Genomic DNA, 21,564 nt, shown 5'->3' with positions numbered 1-21,564 from the left:
GTTGGCCCTCGAACCCGGCCGATCGGCGGTTCGCCCTGTCCCCTCGTCGGTATACGAGCGCCTCGGGTCCACGACTCACGGACGTCCGTTCGGTGCCGTATTCGAGGCGGCCGTTCCCACAGTACCCATCGACCCTGCTCCACCCCGTACGTGCAAAACCTCTTTGTCGTTCCTGTGGGATTGGCGGGTATGGATTCACCGGACGGTGGGGAGATCGTTCACCGGCCAACGGAGGCCTTTGCCGCGGAGACGAACGTCGCGGCGTTCATGGAGCGCTACGATCTCGACGACTACGACGAACTCATCGAGCGAACCACGGGCGAGATCGAGTGGTTCTGGGACGAACTGGTCGAGTACCTGGGCATCGACTTCTACGAGCCCTACGACCGCGTTCGTGACGACAGCCAAGGCCCGCAGTTCACCGACTGGTATCCCGGCGGGCGGCTCAACGTCGCGCATAACACGGTCGATCGCCACGCAGCCCCCGGCAACGAGACACGAAACAAGATCGCCTGCATCTGGGAGGGCGAACCCGGCGAGGTGCGCCAGATCACGTACCACGACCTGTACCGGCGGGCCAATCAGGTCGCGAACGCCCTCGAAGCACGGGGGGTCGAAACCGGTGATACGGTCGGACTCTACATGCCGATGGTCCCCGAAGTCATCTCCATTCTCTACGGCTGTTTCAAGGTCGGCGCGATCGCCGTTCCCATCTTCTCCGGGTTCGGAACCGACGCCACCGCGACGCGGATCGACGACTCCGAGTGTTCCGTCCTCTTTACTGGCGATGGGTTCTACCGTCGAGGGAGCGAGATCCATCTCAAGGCCTCCGCCGACGAGGCCATCGAGGAGGTGGGCCACGTCGAACACACGATCGTCTACGAACGACTCGGAAGCGACTACGACCGTAACGAGCGCGACGAGACGTGGGCTGACGCCATCGAAACCGAGTCCGACGAGTACGAGACGAAATCCCTGCCCGCGGATGGGGAGTCGATGTTGCTGTATTCGTCGGGCACGACGGGCAAACCGAAAGGGATCGTCCACACCCATGCGGGCGTCGGCGTCCAATGTCCGAAAGAGGTCCACTTCGGGATGGATCTCAAGCCTGCCGACCGCTTTTTCTGGGTTAGCGATATCGGTTGGATGATGGGGCCGTGGACGCTGATCGGGACCCATACCTTCGGCGGGACGGTAATGATGTACGAGGGCGCGCCCGACCACCCCGAACCCGATCGGTTCTGGGAGATGATCGACCGTCACTCGATCACGCAGTTCGGTATCTCGCCGACGGCGATCCGCGCGCTTCGCAAACACGGCGATGCACACGTCGAGCGCCACGACCTCTCGTCGCTGCGGATCCTCGGCTCGACCGGCGAGCCCTGGGACCCCGAGTCCTGGCAGTGGTTCTACGAGAAGGTCGGCGGGAGCGAGGCCCCGATCATCAACATCTCCGGCGGCACGGAGATCTGTGGCTGTTTCCTGATGCCGATGCCCAATCAGCCGCTGAAACCCTGTACGCTCGGTGGCCCCGGACTCGGAATGGACATCGACATCGTGAACTCCCGAGGGGAATCGGTCGCCGACTCCCACGAACGGGGCTTTCTGGTCGCGCGCGACTCGTGTCCCTCGATGACGAAATCCCTCTGGGAGGGCGACGAGCGCTATCTCGCGGAGTACTGGAGCTCCTTCGACGACCCGCCGCTGTGGGATCACGGCGACTGGGCACAGAAGGATGCCGAGGGCTTTTGGTTCCTTCACGGCCGGGCCGACGACGCGCTCAACGTCGCCGGGCGCAAGGTCGGCCCCGCCGAGGTCGAAGGTGCGCTGATGGACCACCCCTCGGTCAACCAGGCCGCCGCGGTGGGCGTCCCCGACGAGACCACCGGCACCGCGGTCGTCACCTACGTCATTCTGGAGGCCGGGATCGAGGAGACCGACGCTCTACGCGAGGAACTGCGCGCGCAGGTCGGCGAGGAACTGGGCAAGCCGTTTCGTCCGCGCGAGGTGCTGTTCGTTTCGGAGTTCCCGAAGACACAGAGCGGGAAGATCATCCGCCGGGCCGTGCAGGCGAGCTACACGGGCGAGGAACTCGGCGACATGAGCAGCATCGAGAACCCCGAGGCGTTAGACGGGCTGGAGAACGCGCGATAGACGGGATCAGTCGTCGCCGGGGACGCCCGCGGGACCCGATTCGCTGCTGGCCCAGACGCCGTCGTCGAAGTCGACCGCGCCGTTCCAGTGGGCGACGAGCGTCGTCACCGCCAGATCCCCGGTGACGTTGGTCATGGTGCGGAGCCGGTCGAGTAGCGGGTCGATACCGGCGATGAAGCCCACGACTTCGAGGGGAAGACCCAACTGGGTCAGCACCAGCGTCAGGAGGATCAGGCCGGCGCTCGGCACGCCCGCGGTGCCGATGCTCGCGAGCACCGCGATGGTGACGACGGTGATCTGTTCGGTGAGCGTGAGTGAAACGCCCACGAGGTTCGCCGCGAAGACCGCGACGATCCCCTGGTACATCCCGGTGCCGTCCATGTTGATGGTCGCACCCAGTGGCAGGGAGAAGCCGTAGATCCCCTCGTCGACCCGGAGGTTGTCCTCGGCGTTCGACATCGAGATCGGCAGCGTCGCGCTCGAGGAAGCGATCGAGAGCGCCGTCACCATCGCCTCCTTGATCCCGGCGAGAAAGGAGATCGGCGACTGCTGGGTGAGCAGGGCGATGATCGCCCCGAGATACACGATCGAGATGTGAAGTGCCACCCCGAGTATGAGCGTGGCCGCAAGCAGCGCGAACGTCGAGAGCGCGCTGATACCGGCCTCGGCGAAGACGGCAGCCATCAGCACAAACACGCCCAGCACACCGTACTCCATGATCCCCCAGACGATCTTGAACAGGGCCTCAGAACCCGCCTCCGCCACGTCGAAGAACGTCTCGACGCCGTTCTGGACGCGGGCATTCTCGCTTTCCTCCTGGAGCATCGCGAGCGCGAGCCCGAAGACGAGAACGAAGAACAGTACGGCGAGAATGTCGCCGCTCGCCATCGCGTTGATCGGGTTCTCGGGGACGATCCCGAGGAACACTTCGGTGAAACTCGGCGTCTGTTGTGTGTCGATCTCGGCTTCGACCAACGTCAGCCCCTGACCGGGGTTGATGGCGTTCGCGACCGCCAGCCCGATCCCCACGGCGATCGCCGAGGTGACGACATACAGCCCGACGACTTGCCCGCCGACCCGTCCCAGCGAGGAGGGCGTGAGGTGGCGAACACCCATCAACAGCGTGAAGATCACGATCGGGACGACGATCATGCTCAACAGTCGCACGAACAGATCGCCGAGTGGCTGGAGCGCCAACATCGGTTCCCCGATCGTGAGACCGGCCAGCGAGCCGAGTACGAACGCCGCGCCGATCCGATAGATGATCGGCACCGACCGGTAGCGGCGCCACCCCTTCAGCATGCGACTATTTGCCATACCGTATAGCCAGTCCGTTCAATGGTAAAACAGTTTCCCCAAACCAACGGAAAGCGGAGAGGTTACAGGACCTGTTCGGGCCGGATCGCGTCGGGTTCGGATCCCTCACCCACCGCGAGATCTCCCGTCTCGTCGGGCCCGGGAAAGAGGACGACACCGCCCGCCAGAAGCGGCGCGAGCACGCCCGCGACGACCACTCCGGGGCGCGAAAGCGGCGCGCGGATCGCCACTTCCGTTCCGGGTTCGATCCCGAACCGATCGACGACCCGTCGCGCTGCGGCGAGCAACTCGCCGTGCGTGTGGGTTTCGTCCTCGACTTCGAGTAGCGCGGTGTCGGGGCCGATTTCTGGCGGGACGGGACAGGCGGGGTTCTCGCTCCAGACGCTCTCGCCGAAGGCCTCGACCCCCGGCCTCGCCTCGCCGGCGTATGCGAGCCGGCTCGCCCCGGACGGGAGGTCGTACGTTTCTATCTCCTCTCCTGGTGCGACCAGCAATCGGGCACCGAGGTCGTGGGGTGGATCAAAGCACACCCGCGCGCCAAGCAGCGCCGCCCCGAACAGCGAGAGCAACGGCGCGCCGCTTTCCTCACGGACGACGCCGACGAGCGAGCCGGCTCGCACCCCACGGTGGCTGAAGAAGTTCCCCGCCTTGTGGGCGGTCGTACAGAACTGGTAGTAATCGTATCGCAGATTGACGCCCGTCTGCGCGCGCAACGCCGGCTCGCGGGTGCGTCGCTCCCGAGCCACGATCTCCCCGACGGTGTCCATACCGATGTCTCGTGTTCGCCACTCAAATACGTGCTCGATCCGGCTACAGCGAGCTCTTGATCTTCTCGAAGAAGCCCTGCTCGACTTCTATCTCCTCGCCGCCGGCCGCCGCGAACGCTTCGAGGGCTTCTCGCTGCTCGGCGTTCAGTTCCTCGGGCGTGACGATCTGGATCGAGACGTACAGATCGCCCTGACCGCGACGGCGAAGTCGGGGCATCCCCTTACCCTGGAGTCGAAATCGCTCGCCGCTCTGGGTGCCGCCCGGGACGTCCATTTCGACGGTGCCCTCCATGGTCGGCACCTCGATCGTGGCCCCGAAGACCGCCTCCGGGAACGAGATGGGTTTTCGATACTTCAGATCGTCGCCGTCGCGTTCGAAGTCGGGGTGGTCTTCGACCCGGATCTCGATCAGCAGGTCGCCGTTGGGACCGCCCCGCTCGCCAGGCGCGCCCTCGCGTTCCATCCGGAGCGTCTGGCCGTCGCGAATGCCCTCGGGGATCTCGACCGAGAGGGTGGTCTCGCGGGTGACCTGTCCCTCGCCGCGACACTCCCCGCAGGTCTCCTCGTAGATCTGACCGTCGCCCCGGCAGTTCGGACAGGCCTGGGTCTGTTGCATCCGCCCGAAGGGGGTCTGTTGGACCTGTGTGACCTGCCCACGGCCGTTGCACTCGGGACAGGTCTCGGGGTTCTCCCCGCCCGCGCCGTCACAGGTCGGACAGTTCTCGGGGCGGTTGATCGTCATCTCCTTTTCGACGCCATCGTAGACCTCTTCGAGCGTGACCGAGAGACGCGTTTGGAGGTCCGCGCCCTGCCGGCGGCCGCCGCTCCCGCTCCCGCCGCCGAAGAACTGTTCGAAGATGTCGCCCAGCCCGCCGCCGGCTCCGCCGGCCCCCCCGAACCCGCCCGCCCCGCCGAAACCACCTGCACCGCCGGCTCCACCGTCGAACCCGCCGCGCTTTTCGGCCTGTTCGAAGCGGTCGTGGCCCATCTGGTCGTACGCGGAGCGTTTCTGTTCGTCCGAGAGGACCTCTTTGGCCTTCTTCGCCTGTTTGAACTTCTCCTCTGCGTCCGGTTCGTCGCTGACGTCCGGGTGGTACTTCGCGGCCTTCTTCCGGAACGCCTTGTTGATCTCGTCCTCGTCGGCGTCTCGACTCACGCCGAGGACGTCGTAGAAATCCTCGCTCATCAGTTGTCACCCCTTACTCGATTGTCGTACTTGAACGGACCGCTCTCGGACCCCTCTACTTACTACGGCGGCTCGACAACGACCCCTATGGTGCTCGGGGAGCTGACCGTGGTCGTTCTCGCGGGCCTCGCGACCGCGCTTGCCACCGGCCTCGGGGCGCTCCCTTTCTTCTTCGTCGACGATGTGAACGACCGACTCAACGTCGGCCTCTGGGGGTTCGCCTCCGGAATCATGCTTTCCGCTTCGGTTTTCGGACTGGTGAGCGAGGGCCTCGCGGCGGGCGGGCCGACGGTCCTCGCGGTCGGGCTCGCCGTCGGGGTCGCGCTGGTCGTCGTGAGCGATCGCGTGCTCTCGGGAACCGAGATCCACCCCCGGCGGTACGAGGAGGCGAGCTTCAAGAAGCTCGTGCTCATCCTCGGCGTGCTCACCGTCCACAGCTTTCCGGAGGGCGTCGCCATCGGCGTCTCGTTTGCGGACCTCCCGCTCGGCGAGGGAGTCGAGGCGCTCGGGGTCACGGTGCCGGTGCTCGCGGTCTTTATCACCGGGGCGATCGCGATCCAGAACGTCCCCGAGGGGATCGCCGTCGCCATCCCGTTACAGGGCTTGGGCGTCCCGCGCTGGCGGATAGTCTGGTGGGCGGTGTTTTCGAGCCTGCCTCAGCCCGTCGGCGCGGCGCTAGCCTACCTGTTCGTCCAGACAGCCCGCGAGTTTCTCGCCGTCGGTTTCGGCTTCGCCGCGGGTGCGATGATCTACCTCGTCGCCTCCGAACTCGTCCCCGAGGCCCGCTCGATCGGACGGGAGCTACCGCGAAACGGGACTCCGGAACTCCTCGCCGGACTCTGCTGTGGCGTACTCTTGATGCTGCCCCTGTCGTTCGTCTGACGTCGATCCGGCGAACCGTTTAGTCGCCCTCTCGCGTAGCCTGTCTCATGGCAACAACTGACGAGGATTTCGTACAGGTCGCGACCACAGCCGATCTCGACGGCGAGGACCAGGCTCTCGTCACGACGCGCGGCCAAGCGATCGCCCTGTTTCGCCACGAAGGGGAGTTCTACGCCGTCGACAACCGCTGTCCGCACATGGGATTTCCGCTGGCACAGGGCACCGTCGACGACGGCGTCCTCACCTGCCACTGGCACCACGCCCGGTTCGAACTCGGCTGTGGCAGCACGTTCGACCCCTTCGCCGACGACCTGCCGACCTTCCCGACCGAGGTTCGTGGCGAGGAGATCTGGGTCGACCCGCACCCGAAGCGCGACGATCCTCCGAGAGAGCGCTGGCTCGGTCGGTTGGAGGACGGGTTGGAGAACGACCTGCGATTGGTGCTCGCGAAATCCGTCATCGGGCTCGACGACGCCGATATCAACTATGAACTCCCCCTCGAACGTATCGCGACGTTCGGCGCGCGCTACCGGGACGACGGCTGGGGGCGCGGGCTCACGACGATGGGCGCGATGGCCAACCTCCTTCCGGCGCTCGAACCCGAGGACCGCCGCCGCGCGCTCTACACCGGCGCGGTCAGCGTCGCAAACGACGCGTCGGGCCACCCACCCCGATTCGTTCAGGACCCCCTTTCGGGGGACGACCACGACCCCGAGCGCCTCGAGCGCTGGTTTCGCGACTGCATCGAGGTCCGGGACCGACAGGGTGCAGAGCGGGTCCTCGGAACCGCGATCGCCCACCTTCCGAACGAGCGGGTCGTCTCGATGCTGGTGGGGGCGGCCACCGACCACCGGTATCTCGACACCGGACACACGGTGGACTTCCTCAACAAGGCCGTAGAAACGCTGAATCACGTCGGCTGGGAGCGTGCCGACGACCTGTTGCCGGCGCTCGTCCCCCAGTTGGCGAGCGCCGAGCGAAGCGAGGAACGCTCCTCGTGGCGCCAGCCGGTCGATCTCGCCGCGTTGCTTTCGGAATCCTTCGAGCGCCTCCCGGCGCGCATCGGGGCCGGCGAACGCGAGGAGTGGACGCCGACCGAACGGTTCGACGAAACGCTGCTCTCCGAGGACCCCCGGGAGATCGTCGCGACACTGGACGAGGCGATCGAAGCCGGCGCGAGTGCGGCGGACCTTGCCGACCGCGTCGGCGTGGCCGCCGGGGTTCGGATCGCGCAGTTCGGGACGGGCAACGAGGTCCGCGACTGGAACACGGTCCATCACACCTACACCTACGCGAACGCGGTCTGCGGGCTGGCCCGACGGACGGGCGGCGAAGAGTGTTATAAGGCGGTCTACGACGGCGCGATCAACGTGTATCTCGACCGATTTCTCAACACGCCGCCGACACCGATCCCCGAACCGCGGGAGGTCGAAACGGACCCCGAAACCCTCCTCGGGGACCTGCTCGAGACGTTCGACGAGGAGGGCGAGGTCAACAGGGCCGGACGGTTCGTCGCGGACTACCTCGATTCGGGCGGCGATCCCGAGGAACTAACCCGCACGCTCGGCGGGGCGTTGCTCCGCGAGGACGCGAACTTCCACACGCTCCAGAACGTCGAGGCCGCCTTCGAGCAGGCCGAGCGCACCGGCGAGAAACGCCTCCACCTGATCGCCACCGCCCGCTACCTCGCCGCCCACACCCCCACTCGCCGCGAGCGCGAGCAGACGTTTACGATCGCGACCCGCCTGCATCGTGGCGAGAAACTCCACGAGTCGGCCTGACCCCATCATCGAGTTCCGGCCACGCGCTTTTGGTGCTGTCGCCCCTTCCTTGGAGCGATGGACGTACTCATCGCTGGTTCGCACGGCGGGGTCGGACAGCATATCACGGACCTGCTCGCCGACAGCGAGCACACCGCACACGCGATGGTCCGGACGGAGTCACAGGTCCCCGAGATGGAGGAGAACTACGGCGTCGACGTGATCGTCGCGGATCTGACTGAGGACGTCTCCCACGCCGTCGAGGGGTGTGACGCGGTGATCTTCGCGGCCGGATCGAGCGGCGAGGACGTCAAAGGTGTCGATCGCGACGGCGCGGTCCGGCTCATCGACGCGGCTGAAGAGCAGGGCACGGATCGGTTCGTCATGCTCAGTTCGATCAATGCCGATCGTCCCGAGGAGAGTCCCGAAGCGCTACAGCCGTATCTCGAGGCGAAACTCGCCGCGGACGAGCACCTCGAAGGAAGCGAGCTGGCCTACACGATCGTCCGACCGGGCGAGCTGACCGACGAGCCCGCAACCGGGAAGGTCGAGGCCGCTCGCCGGGTCGAGCGCGGGAAGATCACCCGCGCCGACGTCGCCCGGACGCTCGTCGCCGCACTCGATGTCGAGAACACCCACGGGAAGACCTTCGAGCTGATCGAGGGCGACGAACCGATCGAGAGCGCGCTCGAAACCGTCTGATCATCGCTTCCTCGGGTATATTCGTCTATCATCACCAGAAAACACTCACTCGGATCGGCAGTCGATACGCTATGGTCTCGACCGACACGCAGGTTACGGTCGCGTTCGTCGTTCTCGCGGTCGTGCTGTGGTACGCGACAGGACAAACCAGCGATAGCGACGTGCTCGCGTGGACGGTCCTGATCGGAGTCGGTGTCCTCCTTCCCCTCGGCGTCAACGGCTGGCGGGCGCGATCCGCCTGAAAAGGCTCGTTCGTTGTCGACCGGACCCACTCAGTTCAGTCGGGCGGTCTCACTGGTCGTCGCCGTCCTCGTCTACGTTCACGAGAGATCTGCTCTCGTGTGCGGACGAGGACTGACTGTCCTCGTCCTCGTCTACGTCATCAGAAGCCGCAGGCTTCTGATTGGCAGACGAGACGACTCTACGAGTCGTCTTCGTCTACGTCCTCAAAGTCCGCGTCGACGTACTCGCCTTCCTGACCGCCCGCACCACCGGCACCGGCCCCGCCAGCGCCGCCCATGTCACCCATGCCGCCGGGACCGGCACCCGCACCGGCCGCATCGGCGCCACCGGCACCCGCTGCGCCCTCGGCGTCCTGGTACATCTGCTTGCCGATCTCCTGAAGCGCCTTGCTCAGGTCCTCGGTCGCCGATTTGATCTCCTCGGTGTCGGCCTCCTCGTCCTCCAGTACGGCCTCGACTTCGTCAACCTCGGCTTCGATCTCCTCGATCAGCTCCTCGTCGAGGTCCTCCTCGTTCTCCTCCAGCAGACTCCGCGCGCGCTGAACGGCACTCTCGGCGTCGTTGCGCGCCTCGATGCGCTCGCGCCGTTCCTTGTCCTCCTCTGCGTGCTGTTCGGCCTCGTCTTGCATGCGGTCGATCTCCTCGTCCGAGAGGCCCGCGCCGCCCTCGATGGTGATCTCCTCTTTGTTGCCCGAGCCCTGGTCCTCGGCCTCGACGTTGACGATGCCGTTCTCGTCGATGTTGAAGCCGACCTCGATCTGGGGGGTGCCCGCGGGCGCCGGCGGGATTCCCGTCAGCATGAACTCCCCCAGGAGCTCGTTGTCCTCTGCCATCTCGCGCTCGCCCTGGAACACCCGGACCTGCACGGAGGTCTGGTTGTCCGCCGCGGTGGTGAAGACCTTCGACTCCTCGGTCGGGATGGTGGTGTTCTTCTCGATGAGCCGTTCGAACAGGCCGCCCTTGACCTCGATCCCGAGCGACAGGGGCGTCACGTCGAGCAACACGATGTCGTCGACCTCGCCGCCGAGGACGCCGCCTTGGATCGCCGCGCCCAGCGCGACGGCCTCGTCGGGGTTGACGTTCTTTTTGGGCTCCTGGTCGATGACCTCCTCGACTTTCTCCTGGACCTGGGGCATCCGGGTCGAGCCACCGACGAGGATGACCTCGTCGATCTCGCTCGCGTCGTAGCCCGCATCGGAGAGGGCCTGCTCGGTTGGGGCGACGGTCCGCTCGATCAGATCGGCGGTCAGCGACTCGAAGGTCGCGCGGGTCAGCGACGTTTCGAGGTGGACCGGGCCCGAATCGGTCGCCGTGATGAAGGGCAGGTTGATGTCGGTCTCCTTCCGGCTACTCAGCTCGATCTTGGCCTCCTCGGCGGCGTCCTTCAGGCGCTGGAGGGCCTGGCGGTCCTCGCGGAGGTCGATCCCGTGGTCGTTCTCGAACTCCTTGGCGAGGTGGTCGATGATCGCGTGGTCCCAGTCGTCGCCACCCAGATCGTTGTCCCCGTTGGTCGCGACGACCTCGTAAACCCCACCTCCGAGATCGAGAATGGAGACGTCGAAGGTTCCCCCACCGAGGTCGTAGACGAGAACGGTCTGGTCCGAATCGTCGTCGAGCCCGTAGGCCATCGAGGCGGCGGTCGGCTCGTTGACGATGCGCTCGACCTCGAAGCCGGCGATCTCGCCGGCGTCCTTCGTCGCCTGGCGCTGCTTGTCGTTGAAGTACGCTGGCACCGTGATGACGGCCTTCTCGACGTCGTCGCCGAGGTACTCCTCGGCGTCGCGTTTAATCTTCTGGAGGATCATCGCCGAGAGCTGTTCGGGCGTGTACTCTTCGCCCTCGACCTCGACGGTATAATCGTCCTCGCCCATGTGGCGTTTGATCGAGGCGATCGTCCGGTCGGGGTTCTGGATCGCCTGGTTCTTCGCCGGTTTGCCGACGAGCCGTTCGCCGTCGTCGGTGAAGGCGACGACCGACGGTGTCGTCCGGTCGCCCTCGCCGTTGACGATGATCTCGGGATCCCCACCTTCCATGACCGCAAAGGCGCTGTTGGTGGTCCCGAGATCGATACCGAGAATCTTGTTACTCGCCATTGTTGGCCTGACGTTGCGTTCTTGGTCGGTTAAACCTTGCTACATCACGCGACTGCGTGAATCGATACCAGTGGGCCGCTGGCGTCCGATTTCCGGCGATTCGCGCGCTCGAACTCGCCGAAAAACCGGAACCGCAACACTACTCTTCCGTACCGTCGCTGACGGTGACCTGTGCCGGGCGAAGCACCTTCTCGCTCATCTCGTAACCCGGCGTGTAGACCTCGTCGATCGCGCCCTCTGGCTGGTCGCTTTCGACGCGCATCATTACCTCGTGGCGCTGGGGGTCGACCTCGGCTCCCGGCTCGGGTGCGACCTCGCTGACGCGCTCGTCTTCGAGCACGCGGTCGAACTCCGAGAGCGTCATCTCGACGCCCTGTTTGAGGCTTTCCGCGTCCTCGCTTTCCTCCTCGAGGGCTCGTTTGAGGTTGTCCCGAACGTCGAGCAGCCGGGTCACGAGGTCCTCGGTGGCACGCTTTTCGAGTTGCTCCTGGCGCTTTTTCGCGCGCTTCTTGTAGTTCTGGAAGTCCGCCTGCGTGCGCTTCAGGCGCGATTCGAGCTCCTCGATGCGTTCCTCGCGCTCCTCGAGTTCGGCTTCGAGTTCTGCGATTCGGCCCTCGCGTTCGTCTTCGGACGTCTCGTCGACGCCGTCCGTTCCAGTCGCTTCGGCCGGCTCGTCCGCCGCTGGCTCCGTCGGTTCCCGGTCCTCCTCGGGGGCCGCCGGCTCCTCGTTGCTCATGTATCGAGGGTGCGCCCCCGCAGGTTTAAGGGTTACAGAACCGGACCAACGGGATCACTCGGGACGGGCCGTCCCGGAGCCGACCGCCGCCCGCTCGGTCCGGCGCCCGCCCATCGCGACCGCAGCCATCGCCAGCCCGGTCGTCAGCAGGTTGATCCCGAACAGGACCCCGACCGCCCAGACGGCCGTGCTCGGCCAGCCCGCGAGGATCAGCCACGCCAGCACCAGCGAGAGGACGCCGCTGACCACCAGCCCCACCCAGTTCGTCTCGGGGCGGACCCGAAGGCCCATGTAGAGCTCAACGACCCCGTCGACGACGAAGAAGCTCCCCACCAGCAGGGTGAGCGTCGCCAGCCCGACGACAGGGTTCACGAGCAACACCAGCCCGGCGATCACGTAGAGCGCGCCGAGGGCCACGCCGCCGAGGAAGCCGGCCCAACCCCGCGCGCTGAGCGCGTGCCACGCATGGATGAGCCCGCCGACGACTAACAGTCCGCCGAGCAGCAGCTCGATTCCGATCCCCGTGACAAACGGGAACACGACCGCAAGCATCCCGAGTATCGCCAGTACTCCGCCAACGACCATAAGCGTCCGCCACGTCTCGCTGGCGCTGTTCCCCACCCGTTCCTCCCCTCGTTCGGTCGTTCGTGTTTCCATCGTATTCCCCTCTTTGAGTTGGTCGGATGAGGGCATGAACGTGTCTGCGTATCGTCGGGAAGGTCGGGTCGTAAGTTACATCCGGACGAACCGACGGCCGATAGCAGGACCGCGATCCCGGCCCGGCGAATCGCACGATTCTCCCGCGGTGGGGCGGGCCGTGGAACTGTCGACTGTTCAACTGATCGTCGCGGTCGTTATACACCCCGACCGACAACCCTTCTCTAGTGGCGATCCGGCTCACCTACGAGGACGGGACGATCCGCGCGAGCGGGCCCGAGCGCGAACGCGAGGCCGTGCGGGAGGCGGTCCCGTCGGACCCGATCCTCGAATACGACCCCCGCAGTCTGGTCCACCGAGCGCCCGCGTTTCGCTACGCGGATCTCCGAGTACGACTCGACGAGCGCGACATCGAGTACGCGGACCTCGTCTTCGATCGGTCGTTCCTCCGCGGGCTCGTCTCTGCGTACGAACTGCGGTCCTATCAGCAGGCGGCCCTCGACGCGTGGGACGACAACGGGAACCGGGGTGTGCTCGAACTCCCGACGGGGAGCGGCAAGACCGTGATCGCGATGAAGGCCATCGAGACCCTCGCCTGTCCGACGCTGATCGTCGTGCCCACGATCGACCTGCTGAACCAGTGGCGCGAGGAGCTGCGCGCGGAGTTCGATATCCCCGTGGGGCAGTTCGGCGGTGGCGTCCAGTCGATGGAGGCGATCACCGTCTCGACCTATGACTCGGCGTATCTGAAGGCCGACTCGGTCGGCGACGTCTTTTCCCTCGTCGTCTTCGACGAGGTGCATCACCTCGGCGGCGAGGGCTATCGCGAGATCGCCCGCCTGCTGGCCGCGCCCGCTCGGTTGGGACTGACCGCGACCTTCGAGCGCCCCGACGGCGCCCACGAGCTCATCGAGGACCTCGTCGGGCCGGTCGTCTACCGGACGAGCGCCGAGGAACTGGCCGGCGAGCACCTCGCACCCTACGACGTCAAACGGATCGAGGTGTCGCTCACCGAACGAGAGCGCGAGGAGTACGAGCGAAACCAGGAGACGTTCGTCTCCTATCTACGCGAATCGGGCATCGAGATGCGCCGGGGCAGCGACTATCAGGAACTCGTCAAACGTTCGGGGTCGGACCCCCGGGCGAGGGAAGCGCTGCTCGCGAAACAGCACGCTCGCGAGATCGTCTCGAACGCCGAGCGGAAGGTCGAACAGTTGGGCGCGATCCTCGAGCGCCACCACGGCGAGCGAATCATCGTCTTCACCGCCCACAACGACCTGGTCTACCGGCTCTCCGAACGGTTTCTCATCCCGGCGATCACTCACCGTACGGGGACCAAAGAGCGCCGCGAGGTCCTCGACCGGTTCCGCGAGGGGACGTACTCCAGAGTCGTCGCCTCGAACGTCCTCGACGAGGGCGTTGACGTCCCCGACGCCAGCGTCGCCGTGGTGCTCTCGGGCAGCGGCTCCGAGCGGGAGTTCACCCAGCGGCTGGGCCGGATCTTACGCCCCGGCGAGGGAAAGCGAGCGCTGTTGTACGAACTCGTCAGCGAGGACACCGCGGAGGAGAACGTCGCGGCCCGGCGGCGCTGATCAGGTGTCGGGGTGGCGGTCCAGTCGGTCCGGTCCGATCTCACCGTGTTCGCGTCGCTCGTGGGCCTGTATGAGGCGGTGGTGGTCGGCCGGGCTTTCGACGACGACGTAGAACTCGCACAGTCGGCATTTGTCGACGATCATCGGTACCCGACCGTTGGCGTCGCGGCCGGATCGCCGGCCGGCTTGCCCGAGCGCGCCTGCTATCGCCGGTGTTTGGGCGCGTTTTTCACCCCCGGGTCCCTACCTGTCGGCAGTGCTGACCAAGGACCTGCTTCGCGTCTCGCGTGCGGGCGGGGGCTACCACCTCCAGTTCGCCGGGCGTGAACACCGCCCGCTGGCCGCGAAAGTCCTCGGCACTTTCGAGGACCACGTCGGCGATCCCCGGTCGGAACTCGACGGCGCGCTCGCTGACCTCGAAGGCGAGTACGACTTCAAGCTCGTCCGGGGGCTCGCGAAACTCCTCGAACGCGAGGCGACCTTCGAGACACGGGCGGCCGTCTCCCCCGCACGCGCCCGCCGAGCGGCCTTCGAGGCCGGCGAGGCACTGCTGGTCGCGAACGACGACGACCGCGAGCGGGCGCTCTCGCGGGCGGCCGACAGCCTCGGAATCGCCCCGGACCGGCTCGACCGGGCGCTGTACGCCGACCGGGAGGAACGCCAGGTGCTCGTCGCGCTCGACGACCGGTACGATCCCGACGCCCTGCTCGCCCAGTACGACCTCTCGCTGGCCCAGACCGCGCTGTTCGACGCCCGCGAGATACGGATCCGAAGCGACGACCCCCGCCGGCTCGTCTCGGCGACAAAGCGCCTGGGGTTGCTCTACGAGGTCCGGAAAACGGGCTCGGGGCGAGAGCTCCTCGTCACCGGTCCCGACGCCCTGTTCCGGGCGACCCGTCGGTACGGCACCCGCTTTGCCCGTCTGCTCCGGGCCGTGGTCGAGGCAGGCGAGTGGGAGCTGACGGCGACGATCGACGACCACGGCACCGAACGAACCCTCGAACTCTCCGACGCCGATCCCCTGCGATCGCCCGATTCGGAGCCCGTCGTCGAGGTGAGCTACGACAGCGCGGTCGAGCGCGAGTTCGCGACCCGGTTTTCGGCGCTCGACCTCGACTGGGACCTCCAGCGTGAGCCCGAACCATTGGAAGTCGGTGCGAGCGTGATGATCCCCGACTTCGCGTTCGACTACGCCCACGCGGAGTTCCGGGTCCACTTCGAAATCATGGGGTTTTGGACCCCCGAGTACGTCGCAAAGAAGCTTGACCAGCTGGATCGCGTCGAGGACGTCGAGTTGCTCGTCGCGGTCGACGAATCGCTGGGCGTCGGGGAGGCTATCGAGGCACGCGATCACCGCGTCATCCCCTACTCGGGGACCGTGCGGATCAAGGACGTCCGTGACGCACTACGCCGCTACGAGGAGCGCCTCGTCGCCGCGAGCGCCGCCTCCCTCCCTGAGGCGCTCTCGCCCGAGGCGGACGCCCTTTCGATCGCCGCGCTCGCGGCCCGCCACGGCGTCAGCGAGGACGCCCTTGCAGACATCGACTTTCCCGAGCACGAACTGGTGGGACGGACCCTCGTCCGACCGGCCGTCCTCGGGAGGCTCGCGGAGCGCCTCGAAACCGGTCAGTCGCTCTCGGAGGCCGAAAGCGTCCTCGCGAAGGCGGGGATCACCGAGACCAGCGCCGTCCTCTCGCGACTGGGCTACCGCGTCGAGTGGGACGGCCTCTCCGGCGGTCGGCTCCGGTCGGCCGAGGAGTAGGCGACCTGCTGTAACCGAAAGAGTTTTTATTCAGAGGTGTGGAGTATGTATTACTTCCCGGTCCTGCTGATCCCCCCCCTCCCCACCCCAGTGGATTCGGGAAGTTTTTCCTTTCAGTGCTTCAGAGCGCGAGCCCCCGGAGCCGGACGACCGCGAGGCTCCCGACCGCGAGCGCCAACAGCACCCCGAGCGCGCCGTAAGCGACGCCCCAGCCCGCCAGATCCGCGAGCGTCCCGGTAACGACGCTTCCGAGCGCCCCCAGCAGCATGTAAACGGTCCGGACGAGTCCGAACCCCCGGTTCGTCTCGCCCTCCGAGAGCCGGACGATGTAGCGGTCCTGTAGGGGGGCGCTCCAGCTCATGGCGATTCCCGCGAGGACGACCCCAGCGACGACGACCGACAGCGAGGGGCCGACGACGAGCAGGGGGTAGGCGAGGATCCCGACCGCGAGCGTCGCCGCCAGCGTCGGGTCCCGACCGAAACGATCCGAGAGCGAGCCGATCGTGGGGGCGAACACCCCGTGGGCGACGAAGTACAGCGAGAAGAGAAGTCCGGCCAATGCCGTCGAGTAGCCGTGGCGCGCGATCAGGAAGGTGGGGAGAAACGAGGCAGTCGCCTGCCACGTAAAGGCCGCGATCACCGCGAGAACGGTGGTATAGGCGATCGCGGGTCGTGAGAGCAGTTCGACAAGCGTCCGGGGTTCGAACTGTTCGCGCAGCGGGCGCTCGGGGTGTTGTGGCTCGGTCTCGCGGACCCGCCAGGCGAACACCAACCCGACGGGGACCGCCGCGACGGTCCCCAACACGAGCGCGACCCGCCACCCGTAGCGCGCACCGACCGCCGCCGCCAACACGGGTGCCGAGAGGCCCGCGATCGGGCTGCCGGTGACGTGGAGCCCGATCGCCCGGCCCGTGTTCGAGAAGATGCGGGTCAGAAGCGTCGTCGCGACCACGTAGTGGAGTCCCGCGCCCGCACCGAGGAGGACGGCGAAGAGGCCGAAGGCGGCCATCGAAGGCGACAGCGCCAGTGCGGCGCTCGCGGCGGCGGTCACGAAAACGGCGGTGAGGATCACCCGCCGCTCGCCGTAGCGGTCCGCGAGGATGCCGGAGGGGAACTGCGAGAGGGCGTAGGCCGCCCACATCCCCGATAGCGCCAGCCCGATGGTTCCCGAGGAGGTTCCGAACTCCTCGACGATCAGCGGGACGACGGGGCTGATGACGAGGCGGGCGACCATCGTCGCGAAGAACGCCGCCGTACACAGGGCCAAGACGGTGTTGCGGTACTCCCAGCGCACTATCGGGGGTTGATCCGACCGCGGCTAAAACGTGTGGATAGCGGCCAGCGAGACGGCTTTTCCTATTCGAACTGTCCCGATTCGACGACGTAGATCACGACGCCGAAGGTGACCGCACCGAGACACGCCATCAGATTAGACACGAGCAACGACCGCCCGAACACGTATGACAGGACCATCGTCACGACGGCCCATGTGACCATCGCCAGAATCGCCGTCTGCACCGGTGTCGTCTCTGCGTTCCACTGATCGATGGCCATGTCCTCGTATGCGACTTTGATGATAAGAATCCACTGGCCGGGATCGCCTCCGTCCGGAGTTGGCGTCCCGAAGACGGGTGCTCAGTCCTCGCGCCGCCGCCCCTTCGGTACTACCGAGCGCAACTCGCCGTGGAGATACAGCCCCACACCGAGCGGTTCTCGCTCGCCGGCGATCTCGTGGGCGGCGATCAGATAGCCCCAGTCGCCGTCCCACTCGATCTCCTGATCCTCGCCGCGGACGAACGCCATCGCTTGCTCGGGGTCGAGGTCGATCACGTTTCGCGTCGCGCCCCGACCGAAGCGCTGGACGGCGTTGGTCGTCGGCTTCCAGTGCTCCTGGCGGGTCCTGAGGAACTTCATCCCCAGCCCTTCGATCTCGGTGGGCGAGGGGACCTCGTCATGGAAGATCCAGATCTTGCCCGCGCCTTTCTCCCAGAAGGTGTGCTCTGCGAACTTCTCGGAGCCGATCCCGAAGCGCTCGTCCCACCACTCGACGACTTCCTCGCGGGTGGCTCGCCCGTCGAGGTCGCGCTCCTCGTCGGTTTCGGGGAGCCGGTCGAAGCGCTGGCCCGAATTGCTCATCCCGTCACCTCCAGTTTCGCACAGAAAAAGCCACCAGTGTCGTTGTGATGCGGGTAGTATCGTCGTGCTTTCGCGACCGATTCGTGGTACCTTTCTCCCTGCCACTCGGTGACTCCCGGCCGGGAGTCGAGGGGGGTCTCGAACTCGACGACCCGGCAGTCCTCCTCTTCGAGGGCGTGATCCAACACGGCCTCGTTCTCCTCGGGGGCGAACGTACACGTCGAGTAGACGACGACACCGCCCTCGCGAGTCGCCTGGATCGCCCGTTTGAGGATCCCTTTCTGGACGCCGGAAACGCCCTCGACGTGCGAGAGGCTCCACTCGTCGAGGGTGTCGGGGCGCTTGCGGATGATCCCCTCACACGAGCAGGGGGCGTCGACGAGCACGCGATCGAAGGCGTCGAGCCCGACGGGCTTCAGCGAGAAGTTCCGGGCGTCCTGGCGGGTGACGGCAACGTTCGTCAGCCCGAGTCGCTCGGCGTTGAAGCGAAGCGCCGACAGGCGCCCGAGGTTGTTGTCGTTAGCCACGACCAGTCCGGTGTCGTCCATCAATGCGGCGATCTGGGCAGTTTTGCCCCCTGGTGCGGCACACGCATCGAGTACCCGCTCGCCGGGGTCGGGCGAGAGTACCGTCGCCGGCAGCGAGGAGACCTCCTCCTGACCGTGGATCCAACCGTGGAAATAGGGCCACGTGTTGCCCGGCTTGTTGGTGTCGAGTTCGAGGACGGTCGGGTTCCAGTCGCGATCCCGGTAGCCGACGTCCTCCGCCTCGAGGGCGCGTTTCGTCCGTTCGACGCCGGCCTTGATCGTGTTCACGCGGACGACCGAGGGCAGCGACCGCTCGCAGGCGGCGAGAAAGGCCTCGAAGTCGTCGACGAGCGGTTCGTACCGCGAAAGGACCTCCATCGCTTCCCGCTAGCCCGGTGGCTCGCTTGTGGGTTTCGCTATCCTTCGGGGGCTTTTGCCTCCTTGAACTCGGCGTGTTCGACCCATTCTTCGAGCGACGGGACGCTGTGATACCGGGCGGTCTCGCTTCGCTCGTCGTATTCGACCGCGTTCGTCGCGACTAGCTCAGGTATGTGTCGATTTCGGAGGTCCTCAGCGATCCGCTTTGGGGCGCCCTCGTCGATTCCCCCCCTCCAGTTTACGGACTCGCCTCGTCAACTGCTCGACCGTCAACACGTTCCCCTCCGCCCCGCGCAGCGCGTACAGTACGTATCGCTTGCGGCGATCGCTCAATACCCCGAACACCGTATCGAGGGAGAGCCCCGATGGAACCGTTACCGTGTTCATTCTAGTTTGATTCTATACATTCTACTATTGAATAATATGTAAATAGTCTGTAATACTATGTGTAGTGTCATTTCTACACTCTCTTGTTCACCATCCCTGTAGATGAATGTCATACTTGGTACACCACTAACGGATCCGCCGTCGAGACGATCGAGTTCATGACGGTCGGACGAACGTCGGTCCGACAGCGACGGCGTGGCGTCGTCGATCAAGTCCGGCCAACGGGGCCCGACGAGCGGCCCTACCGCTTCGTACCGGCAGTAACTACTTATCGAACGGTCCTGAAATCGGATCAACAATGGTCGGGTGGAACGCGGGTGTGGGCGCGCTCGTCGGGTCGGTGATCGGCGCCCTCGCGGCGATGTCGTTCGGCCCGTCCGGGTGGGTGCTCGGCGGCGGGGTAGCGGGACTCGTCGTCGGGGCGAGCAGTCCCGACCTCGCGGCCGCCTTGTTTCACGGCGCGGGGTCCGGCGGATTCGCCGGACTCGCCTTCGCCATCGTCTTCGGTTTCGGGATCGGGGTTCGCCTCGCACTCGCGTCGGGGGACCTCGCGCTGCTGGCGTGGGGTCTCAACCCGTTTTTCGCCGTAGCCATCGTCTACGGGGTGGGCTGTGCCGTCATCGCCTCCGTCACCGGTGGGCTCGCCTACTGGCTGCGGCGTGATTTACGTGCGCGGTTCGTCGGGTGAGCACCGGGTTCGACCGCTGTCAGCGCTCGGCTGCGAATCGAGGGGGCAGTCGTCCGAGGCCCTATCCGAGGAACGTTCCGAGGTGGGGGTGGCGCTCGATGAGCGTTTGGTCACCGACCTCGTAGTTCTCGACGATCCGGTCCACCCCGAGGATGCGTCCGGCCCCGAACGCCGCCAGCGCGAGGAAGACCAGCAGGTACAACAGGGGCTCAGTGACGAGAGTTCCCTCGGTCGCGATCGACCAGTTCCCGAGGTAGAACAGCACCATCATGAACACGCCCGAGAACGCCGCCAGTCGGGTGAGAAAACCCACGAGCAGCCCAAGCCCAATGAAGAGCTCACCCCACGCGACGAGCACGTTCACCGCTTCGAGCGCCGGAGGGGTCGCGGCGATCCATGCGAGAAAGCCGCTGATGGGGCTGGCTCCTGCGCCAAGCAGGTACCCCTGTGCGTCGAACCCGCCGAGGACCTTCCCGAGCCCGTTCTGGACGAACGCGATTCCCGCGATCACCCGCAGCGCCAGTACGACCCAGACGCTCGCACCGTGGAGGCGCCCGCCGAGCGTGATTCCAGCGACCGTGTGTTCGAGTTGATTCGTCGCCATATCCTGATTCGTCTCCGGATCCACGACCACCGAGTATAGCCGTTCTGATGGATTCATCCGGTCAACGACCCGCTCGAAGGAGGAACAGTCACGCGTGCTAATTCGCCCGCTCTGACCTGTCGGCCCGCCCGAACCGACGACCGCCAGTCCCTTTATTGAGATGGCCCGCGTCGCTCAGGCATGGCACGCATCGACGTACGCGAGGAGTCGATCTCGCTCGACGAGCCGTTCCTCGTCGAGGGGCTACCGGGTGTGGGACTGGTCGGCAAGATCGCGGTCGATCACCTGATCGAGCAGTTCTCGATGACCCACTACGCGAACGTCCACTGCGAGGGGCTCCCGCGGATCGGGGTGTATCACGAGGACGACGACGAACTCAAGGCACCCGTCAGGCTCTATGCCGACCCCGAGCGGGACCTGCTCGCCCTCCAGAGCGAGGTGCCGGTCTCGGGATCGGGCGCGCCCGAGTTCGCCGCCTGCGTCTCGGGCTGGTTCGAGGAACGTGCGGTGACGCCGATCTACCTCAGCGGCTTTCCGACCGAGAAGGACGGCTCCCCGGAGGTGTATGGTGTCGCGACCGGCGAGGCGAGTACACACCTCGACCGGGCGGGGATCGTCCCCCCGCGCGAGACGGGCTTCATCAGCGGTCCGACCGGCGCGTTGCTCAATCGGGCGGTCGAAACGGACTCCGACAGCGTGGGGCTGGTCGTCGAGACCGATCCGCAGTTCCCCGATCCCGAGGCTGCACGCGCGCTGATTCAGGGCGGGATCGGTCCGATCACCGAGATCGAAGCCGAGGTGGACCAGCTCGTCGAACAGGCCGAACAGATCCGCGAGCAGCGCGAACAGCTCGCAGAGCGGATGCGACAGGCCGGCGAGGACGAGAGCACGCAGGCCAAACCCCTCGGAATGTATCAGTAACTCTTCCGATACGGGCATCTCATCGACTCTACGTACTTATGAGTCGGTTCGATGTACTCTCGAAATAGTTATA

At 66.0% G+C, this 21,564-nt stretch carries 22 protein-coding genes; 9 read left to right on the top strand and 13 right to left on the bottom strand.

All coding sequences use genetic code 11. The features are described 5' to 3' along the window. Positions 1-189 precede the first annotated feature (189 nt). Complete coding sequence (locus tag HACJB3_RS12135; protein WP_008415764.1) at positions 190-2,154, top strand: AMP-binding protein; 1,965 nt, start codon at positions 190-192, stop codon at positions 2,152-2,154. Between the two features lie 6 nt (positions 2,155-2,160). Here HACJB3_RS12135 and HACJB3_RS12130 read toward each other — a convergent pair whose 3' ends face one another. The 3 genes from HACJB3_RS12130 to dnaJ all read right to left on the bottom strand — a co-directional run bounded on the left by HACJB3_RS12130 (position 2,161) and on the right by dnaJ (position 5,424). Beyond that, the gene (locus tag HACJB3_RS12130; RefSeq protein WP_368085819.1) at positions 2,161-3,471 is read right to left on the bottom strand and encodes a dicarboxylate/amino acid:cation symporter; all 1,311 of its coding nucleotides are present in this window, start codon (positions 3,469-3,471) and stop codon (positions 2,161-2,163) included. A gap of 62 nt (positions 3,472-3,533) precedes the next feature. Further along, positions 3,534-4,238: a hypothetical protein gene (locus HACJB3_RS12125; RefSeq protein WP_008415760.1), complete on the bottom strand. Its 705-nt coding sequence runs from the start codon at positions 4,236-4,238 to the stop codon at positions 3,534-3,536. Positions 4,239-4,281: 43 nt separating this feature from the next. After that, a complete protein-coding gene (gene dnaJ, locus HACJB3_RS12120; protein WP_008415758.1) occupies positions 4,282-5,424 on the bottom strand; it encodes a molecular chaperone DnaJ in 1,143 nt (380 codons plus the stop codon). Between the two features lie 87 nt (positions 5,425-5,511). On the opposite strand from dnaJ, the gene HACJB3_RS12115 reads away from it, so the two are divergent. The 4 genes from HACJB3_RS12115 to HACJB3_RS20240 all read left to right on the top strand — a co-directional run bounded on the left by HACJB3_RS12115 (position 5,512) and on the right by HACJB3_RS20240 (position 9,010). Further along, positions 5,512-6,306, top strand: a complete 795-nt coding sequence (locus HACJB3_RS12115) for a ZIP family metal transporter (protein WP_008415756.1) — start codon at positions 5,512-5,514, stop codon at positions 6,304-6,306. 47 nt (positions 6,307-6,353) lie between these two features. Beyond that, on the top strand, positions 6,354-8,087 hold the full coding sequence (locus tag HACJB3_RS12110) for a Rieske (2Fe-2S) protein (protein WP_008415755.1): 1,734 nt from the start codon (positions 6,354-6,356) through the stop codon (positions 8,085-8,087). Between the two features lie 57 nt (positions 8,088-8,144). Continuing rightward, positions 8,145-8,768, top strand: coding sequence for an SDR family oxidoreductase (locus HACJB3_RS12105; RefSeq protein WP_008415754.1), 624 nt, complete (start codon positions 8,145-8,147; stop codon positions 8,766-8,768). A gap of 71 nt (positions 8,769-8,839) precedes the next feature. Continuing rightward, a complete protein-coding gene (locus HACJB3_RS20240) occupies positions 8,840-9,010 on the top strand; it encodes a hypothetical protein (RefSeq protein WP_008415753.1) in 171 nt (56 codons plus the stop codon). 179 nt (positions 9,011-9,189) lie between these two features. On the opposite strand, the gene dnaK is transcribed toward HACJB3_RS20240, so the two are convergent. The 3 genes from dnaK to HACJB3_RS12090 form a co-directional block, all read right to left on the bottom strand. After that, the gene (dnaK, locus tag HACJB3_RS12100) at positions 9,190-11,103 is read right to left on the bottom strand and encodes a molecular chaperone DnaK (RefSeq protein WP_008415752.1); all 1,914 of its coding nucleotides are present in this window, start codon (positions 11,101-11,103) and stop codon (positions 9,190-9,192) included. Positions 11,104-11,242: 139 nt separating this feature from the next. Then, a complete protein-coding gene (locus tag HACJB3_RS12095; protein WP_008415749.1) occupies positions 11,243-11,839 on the bottom strand; it encodes a nucleotide exchange factor GrpE in 597 nt (198 codons plus the stop codon). A 54-nt stretch (positions 11,840-11,893) separates the two neighbouring features. After that, complete coding sequence (locus HACJB3_RS12090; RefSeq protein ID WP_049934587.1) at positions 11,894-12,496, bottom strand: HdeD family acid-resistance protein; 603 nt, start codon at positions 12,494-12,496, stop codon at positions 11,894-11,896. Between the two features lie 227 nt (positions 12,497-12,723). Here HACJB3_RS12090 and HACJB3_RS12085 point away from each other — a divergent pair, with 227 nt between their 5' ends. Then, positions 12,724-14,088 carry a DEAD/DEAH box helicase gene (locus HACJB3_RS12085; protein WP_008415747.1) on the top strand — a complete coding sequence of 455 codons (1,365 nt, stop codon included), beginning with the start codon at positions 12,724-12,726 and terminating at the stop codon, positions 14,086-14,088. Here the strand turns inward: HACJB3_RS12085 and HACJB3_RS20235 are convergent, their stop codons facing one another. Beyond that, entirely contained in the window at positions 14,089-14,232 is a 144-nt protein-coding gene (locus HACJB3_RS20235; RefSeq protein ID WP_008415746.1) for a hypothetical protein, read from the bottom strand. 112 nt (positions 14,233-14,344) lie between these two features. On the opposite strand from HACJB3_RS20235, the gene HACJB3_RS12080 reads away from it, so the two are divergent. Continuing rightward, positions 14,345-15,850 carry a DUF790 family protein gene (locus HACJB3_RS12080; protein ID WP_008415745.1) on the top strand — a complete coding sequence of 502 codons (1,506 nt, stop codon included), beginning with the start codon at positions 14,345-14,347 and terminating at the stop codon, positions 15,848-15,850. Positions 15,851-15,971: 121 nt separating this feature from the next. On the opposite strand, the gene HACJB3_RS12075 is transcribed toward HACJB3_RS12080, so the two are convergent. The 5 genes from HACJB3_RS12075 to HACJB3_RS20545 form a co-directional block, all read right to left on the bottom strand. Then, positions 15,972-17,144 carry an MFS transporter gene (locus tag HACJB3_RS12075; protein WP_008415744.1) on the bottom strand — a complete coding sequence of 391 codons (1,173 nt, stop codon included), beginning with the start codon at positions 17,142-17,144 and terminating at the stop codon, positions 15,972-15,974. Between the two features lie 62 nt (positions 17,145-17,206). Beyond that, the gene (locus tag HACJB3_RS12070) at positions 17,207-17,404 is read right to left on the bottom strand and encodes a hypothetical protein (protein WP_008415741.1); all 198 of its coding nucleotides are present in this window, start codon (positions 17,402-17,404) and stop codon (positions 17,207-17,209) included. A gap of 81 nt (positions 17,405-17,485) precedes the next feature. Next, complete coding sequence (locus tag HACJB3_RS12065) at positions 17,486-17,986, bottom strand: DUF7122 family protein (RefSeq protein WP_008415739.1); 501 nt, start codon at positions 17,984-17,986, stop codon at positions 17,486-17,488. Next, positions 17,983-18,891, bottom strand: coding sequence for an RsmB/NOP family class I SAM-dependent RNA methyltransferase (locus HACJB3_RS12060; RefSeq protein ID WP_008415738.1), 909 nt, complete (start codon positions 18,889-18,891; stop codon positions 17,983-17,985). Before HACJB3_RS12060 ends, HACJB3_RS12065 begins: the two co-directional genes overlap by 4 nt. A 192-nt stretch (positions 18,892-19,083) precedes the next feature. Then, positions 19,084-19,278 carry a hypothetical protein gene (locus HACJB3_RS20545; protein WP_049946395.1) on the bottom strand — a complete coding sequence of 65 codons (195 nt, stop codon included), beginning with the start codon at positions 19,276-19,278 and terminating at the stop codon, positions 19,084-19,086. A 298-nt stretch (positions 19,279-19,576) separates the two neighbouring features. Between HACJB3_RS20545 and HACJB3_RS12055 the strand changes: the two genes are divergently transcribed. Next, on the top strand, positions 19,577-19,966 hold the full coding sequence (locus HACJB3_RS12055; protein ID WP_008415735.1) for a hypothetical protein: 390 nt from the start codon (positions 19,577-19,579) through the stop codon (positions 19,964-19,966). Between the two features lie 61 nt (positions 19,967-20,027). On the opposite strand, the gene HACJB3_RS12050 is transcribed toward HACJB3_RS12055, so the two are convergent. Further along, positions 20,028-20,570 carry a DoxX family protein gene (locus HACJB3_RS12050; protein ID WP_013199519.1) on the bottom strand — a complete coding sequence of 181 codons (543 nt, stop codon included), beginning with the start codon at positions 20,568-20,570 and terminating at the stop codon, positions 20,028-20,030. Positions 20,571-20,750: 180 nt separating this feature from the next. On the opposite strand from HACJB3_RS12050, the gene HACJB3_RS12045 reads away from it, so the two are divergent. Further along, complete coding sequence (locus tag HACJB3_RS12045; RefSeq protein WP_008415732.1) at positions 20,751-21,491, top strand: proteasome assembly chaperone family protein; 741 nt, start codon at positions 20,751-20,753, stop codon at positions 21,489-21,491. Positions 21,492-21,564: the final 73 nt, after the last annotated feature.

Origin of the sequence: Halalkalicoccus jeotgali B3 (assembly GCF_000196895.1) — an archaeon.
Taxonomy (GTDB): domain Archaea; phylum Halobacteriota; class Halobacteria; order Halobacteriales; family Halalkalicoccaceae; genus Halalkalicoccus; species Halalkalicoccus jeotgali.
The sequence above is the reverse complement of the archived record's forward strand: the minus strand, read 5'-3'. Positions and strand labels throughout refer to the sequence as shown.

Excerpts from the sequence above, each read along its gene's own strand:
- HACJB3_RS12115 (WP_008415756.1), top strand. The coding sequence starts at position 5,512 with ATGGTGCTCGGGGAGCTGACCGTGGTCGTTCTCGCGGGCCTCGCGACC.
- HACJB3_RS20545 (WP_049946395.1), bottom strand. The coding sequence starts at position 19,278 with ATGAACACGGTAACGGTTCCATCGGGGCTCTCCCTCGATACGGTGTTC.
- HACJB3_RS20235 (WP_008415746.1), bottom strand. The coding sequence starts at position 14,232 with ATGATCGTCGACAAATGCCGACTGTGCGAGTTCTACGTCGTCGTCGAA.
- HACJB3_RS12135 (WP_008415764.1), top strand. The coding sequence starts at position 190 with ATGGATTCACCGGACGGTGGGGAGATCGTTCACCGGCCAACGGAGGCC.
- dnaJ (WP_008415758.1), bottom strand. The coding sequence starts at position 5,424 with ATGAGCGAGGATTTCTACGACGTCCTCGGCGTGAGTCGAGACGCCGAC.
- HACJB3_RS12045 (WP_008415732.1), top strand. The coding sequence starts at position 20,751 with ATGGCACGCATCGACGTACGCGAGGAGTCGATCTCGCTCGACGAGCCG.
- HACJB3_RS12065 (WP_008415739.1), bottom strand. The coding sequence starts at position 17,986 with ATGAGCAATTCGGGCCAGCGCTTCGACCGGCTCCCCGAAACCGACGAG.
- HACJB3_RS12125 (WP_008415760.1), bottom strand. The coding sequence starts at position 4,238 with ATGGACACCGTCGGGGAGATCGTGGCTCGGGAGCGACGCACCCGCGAG.
- HACJB3_RS12060 (WP_008415738.1), bottom strand. The coding sequence starts at position 18,891 with ATGGAGGTCCTTTCGCGGTACGAACCGCTCGTCGACGACTTCGAGGCC.
- dnaK (WP_008415752.1), bottom strand. The coding sequence starts at position 11,103 with ATGGCGAGTAACAAGATTCTCGGTATCGATCTCGGGACCACCAACAGC.
- HACJB3_RS12070 (WP_008415741.1), bottom strand. The coding sequence starts at position 17,404 with ATGGCCATCGATCAGTGGAACGCAGAGACGACACCGGTGCAGACGGCG.
- HACJB3_RS12105 (WP_008415754.1), top strand. The coding sequence starts at position 8,145 with ATGGACGTACTCATCGCTGGTTCGCACGGCGGGGTCGGACAGCATATC.
- HACJB3_RS12095 (WP_008415749.1), bottom strand. The coding sequence starts at position 11,839 with ATGAGCAACGAGGAGCCGGCGGCCCCCGAGGAGGACCGGGAACCGACG.
- HACJB3_RS20240 (WP_008415753.1), top strand. The coding sequence starts at position 8,840 with ATGGTCTCGACCGACACGCAGGTTACGGTCGCGTTCGTCGTTCTCGCG.
- HACJB3_RS12090 (WP_049934587.1), bottom strand. The coding sequence starts at position 12,496 with ATGGAAACACGAACGACCGAACGAGGGGAGGAACGGGTGGGGAACAGC.
- HACJB3_RS12050 (WP_013199519.1), bottom strand. The coding sequence starts at position 20,570 with ATGGCGACGAATCAACTCGAACACACGGTCGCTGGAATCACGCTCGGC.
- HACJB3_RS12110 (WP_008415755.1), top strand. The coding sequence starts at position 6,354 with ATGGCAACAACTGACGAGGATTTCGTACAGGTCGCGACCACAGCCGAT.
- HACJB3_RS12055 (WP_008415735.1), top strand. The coding sequence starts at position 19,577 with ATGGTCGGGTGGAACGCGGGTGTGGGCGCGCTCGTCGGGTCGGTGATC.
- HACJB3_RS12130 (WP_368085819.1), bottom strand. The coding sequence starts at position 3,471 with ATGGCAAATAGTCGCATGCTGAAGGGGTGGCGCCGCTACCGGTCGGTG.